Source organism: Cellvibrio sp. ARAG 10.3 (assembly GCF_051846955.1).
In the GTDB taxonomy this organism is placed as follows: domain Bacteria; phylum Pseudomonadota; class Gammaproteobacteria; order Pseudomonadales; family Cellvibrionaceae; genus Cellvibrio.
This window is the reverse complement of sequence record NZ_JBPYCU010000042.1, coordinates 1-4,192: the sequence shown is the minus strand read 5'-3', so window position 1 is coordinate 4,192 and position 4,192 is coordinate 1. Positions and strand designations below refer to the sequence as shown.

Here is a 4,192-nt window from a genome sequence, read left to right as displayed (position 1 = left end):
CCGCTCATGTTGTTGTACGAGGTGGCTTTGATTTGACTGAACGCATCGCGCGGTTCCGCGCTACCTGCTTCACCGTAAATTTCCACTTCCGATAATTGCGCGGCGGGCCAGCCGGTATTGCCGGTGACATTCAGGCGCAGATAACGCACATCGGTGCCGGCAAAATTAATCGTCACAGTGTTGCTGTTGTTGGGATCAAACACATAGGCGCTGGAACTCACCAGCGTGGCATAACTGGAGCCGTTGGTGCTGCCGGCGACCGATAAAGTCTGTGTGCGGCTGCCCCAGTTATTGGGTAGTTTTAACACCACGCGATTCACATTGCTGGTGCTGCCCAGATCAACCGTCAGGGATTGTGGAAAGGCACTGTTCTGGCTTTCCCAGTAACTGCCCTGGCTGCCATCGTTGGCGTTACCTGCGGTGTAGACATCCACCGTGCTGGTGGCGTTGATGGCTTTGCCCGAAGCCAGATTTGTTTGAGCCATGGCGGTGGTGGAGAACAAACAGGGGATGACCAATATCCCCAGGAAAAAACGTTTTCTTGTCAGGCCAGACAAGTAACACCTGAGAGTTTTCATTATGTATTCCTCGCTATTGTGGAGTGCGCTTGCAGATGGTGCGGTGGTTAGGGAGTTGATGCGTTTGATACAACTTTTATTTTTATAATTCTTTTATAATCGCTTTATGATCAAAGCGGCTAACCATAGTAATAAGTGGCTTGCCAAGCGTCTATAGAGGCGGATTAGTCGAAATCGATTTCATTTTTTTGAAAACGATTTCTACTTATATTTTTATGAAATATGTGAAGTGTAGTGATAAATGTAGAACGTAGGTCGGATTAGCGCAGCGTAATCCGACAAAGCAACAAAAAATATATCCAACCTAAGATCACAAAAAATAAACTTATCGAAATAAAAAAGCCTGCTGATTGCTCAACAGGCTTTTGCTTTTAACGACGGTTATTGTCGTTGGTTGTACATGAGTGTCGGATTACGCCGCGCGTCGCGCGGCTAATGCGACCTACGCGTTGGGCATCATATTCAATTCAACGTGCCTTCCCTAGCTTTTTGCATTACGGGTTAATAATTAAATTAAAACCGTTTTGAACAAAGTTCACATCCGGGTGTGCGATGTTGGTAGTAATCAGATTATTAAATGTTGCAGTGCCATTATTCGTGTAAGTGTAAATCGCGGCGCCGGGGTGAGGACCGGAGAAGCGCGACGTGGTTACACCATCCAGGCCGGTGCCATCGATCCTGATATTGTTGAACACCACATTCTGGAAGCCGCCGCTGTAACCCATTTGAATCGCGCTGCGCTGCGTATCGTAAATATCAATATTGGAAATGGTCACGTTGCGAATCGGATCGCTTGACGCTTCCAGATCAATCGCGCCGCGTTCACCACCCCAGGTATCCAGGCTGGTGCCGCTTCTGATGATGGTGCTATCAGAAAACACAATGCCGGTATTGTTCTGGAAGTGATAACCGGGGAATACCGTGTTCATGCGGAAACCGGAACTGCCCACACCATCGACAATCAGGTTGTAAGTGGCTTCGTGTCCGCTACCGCCGAAGAATGCAATACCCGCTGCACGCCAGTTAAATTCAATGGTGTTGTGCGTGAAGGTATTGTTTACGCCGGCTGGTGCACCATTAACGTTACTGGTCCATACCGCGAGACCATCATCACCGTTATTGCGAATGCTGCTGTTACGCACGGTGGAATTGCTGGTGCCTTGGGCAAAATTAATACCGTCAGCCAGGTTGTTGCGTACGCGGCTGTGTTCAATCAATAAGCCGTCGGCAATGATTGCTGGCGTATGCGCGTAGTCGCCCACCCAGAAACCACATTCAAAATGCTCGACCCAGATGTTGTGCACTTTGGAGTTATTACCAAAGTTATCCATAAAGGCTTTGTAGATTGCATTCTGGTCATAGCGCGAACGCAGGTTGGAATTCATATACACATGGCTGAAATCCAGTTGGCCAGTTACACGGAACGAAATACCACCTGACGCAGAATTGCTGTTGGTGAATTGAATGTTGGTATGCCAGATACCGGCACCCATGATGGTGATGTCATCAATCATATTGCCCACGGAACCGATCACCCACATGTTGTTCAAGTGGAAAGTGCCCGGCGGAATATACAAAGTCTGACCATTGTTGACCGCCGCTGTCACTGCCGCATTGAATGCCGTCAAGTCATCCTGTCCGTCGTTGGCAATCGCACCGAAATCCGTCACAGAAACTGAATTGGCCGGACGGGAAATCGGTGAAGGCACATCTTCCACTTCAATAAAATCCACACCGTATTCAAGGTTGTCGCCGTTAGCTTTCACGATGCGAATCACATCGCCAGGTTGCAGAGGTGAACTCAAGGTCCAATGTACTTCATCGAAACGGAACAAGGGATTGCCGCCTCCGGGTGTGTCAGAAGGATGGCCACCGCCCGGCGTAAAATATTGATACGCGAAGTAAGACGTTAAGGGTTGGGTGCGTGCTTTGGTGCCGTTCACGTAAACATCCAGCGCACCGTTCAGGCCCATACCATCGCCGGAATCCGGCATGGTGAAACGCATGGTCACCCCTTCACCGCCCTCGCCTTCACGAATGGTCCATTCGATGTAAGAACCATTGGATGGCAGAGCCACGTAGGATTGCCGGGATGCTTCAGAAGCTGTCAGCATTTGATCAAAGGTCGGTGCAGTACGCAGCACAGCGCCGCCGCCGATGCTGGCATCTTCCGTTTCGTAACGGTCATAGGGCATGTTCGCGCCATGATCACCATTGGGTTCCGGATGCGTTGGATCGGTGCTGCCTTCTTCATCAGTCGTTGCATTGACCAAACTGCTTTGTGTTGAGGTGCCGTATTGGTTGTAAGCGCGCACGGTGTAGGTGTAACTGGTTTCCGGGGCAAGGCCGGTATCTTCGTATGATGTTGATGTCACATCGGCAACCACATTTCCATTGCGTAACACTTCATAACCGCTGGCCAAATCTGCGCTGTCCCAGGCTAAAAATACCGAGGTGTCAGACACACCGGAGATGCGCAGATTCTGCGGCGTAGTCGGCGGTACCGGATCGGGATAACCATAGACTTCAAATTCAGCAATTTGCGCCGCAGGCCAACCGGTATTGCCGGTAACATTCAAACGCACATAACGCGCGATGATTTCGGCAAAGCTGATCGTCACGGTGTTGGCACTGCCCGGATTAAACGTGTAACCCGCACTGCCCACAATGTTACTGAAACTGGAACCGTCAGCACTGCCTTGCACCGCCAAGGTTTGCGTGCGCGTTGCCCAGGCCTGGTCGTTGGGTAACTTCAAGACCACCTGATTGATGTAATGCGTGCTGCCCAGATCAACGGTGAGGGTTTGTGGAAATGCATTGCTGTTGCTTTCCCAATAGGTCGCTGCACTTTCATCCACCGCATTGTTCACCGACAGGAAACTCAAGGTGCTGCTTGCAGTAACGACTTTATCCGCCGCGACATTGGTGCCTTCCGGATCGGGATTAGTATTGCTGTCTGTGGTGGCTGACACGCTGTTGCTATTGCCTGAGCTACCCGCCTGATTGAATGCACGCACGGTGTAAGTGTATTCAGTGTTTTCTGCTAAACCGGCATCCTGATAAGTAGTAGAACTGGTGCTGGTTAATAAGCTGCCGTTGCGCCAGATTTCATAACCATCCGCATCGCTGACACTGTTCCAGGATAAAGATATTGATGAGCTGGTTATGCCAGTCACCCCCAGATTTTGTGGCACGGCCGGTGCTTCGGGATCAGGATTATTCCCGTCGGTATCGAATTCAATCCAGTTCAGGTTAAACAAACCACCGGTCGCCGTGCCACTGAACACCAGATATAAATCGTGCACACCATCCACCGACACATTCGCGCTTTCGGTGACCCAACTTTGCCAGCCGCCGGTGTAACTCACATCCACTTCACCGATCAGGGAACCGCTGACGCTGTCGAGGCGCAGTTCAATCACACCACCGGCATGGTCGCTGGCCACACGCGCATTGACGCTGTTGGCACCGCTGCCGAAGTGGACATCTTCAAACAACAACCAGTCGCCATCATCAATCCAGCCGACATTACGACCACCACCGGTATCGCTGGTGTCTTCGGTCTGGATGCCGCTCATGTTGTTGTACGAGGTGGCTTTGATTTGACTGAACGC

General features: G+C 50.7%; 2 protein-coding genes. Both read right to left on the bottom strand.

The annotated features are described in order from the left end of the window. Window positions 1–578 (bottom strand): discoidin domain-containing protein (locus ACSV5M_RS21510; RefSeq protein ID WP_439178902.1); only part of this gene is annotated, 578 nt, incomplete at its 3' end. A 494-nt stretch (window positions 579–1,072) separates the two neighbouring features. Continuing rightward, window positions 1,073–4,192 (bottom strand): carbohydrate-binding protein (locus tag ACSV5M_RS21505; protein WP_439178901.1); only part of this gene is annotated, 3,120 nt, incomplete at its 5' end.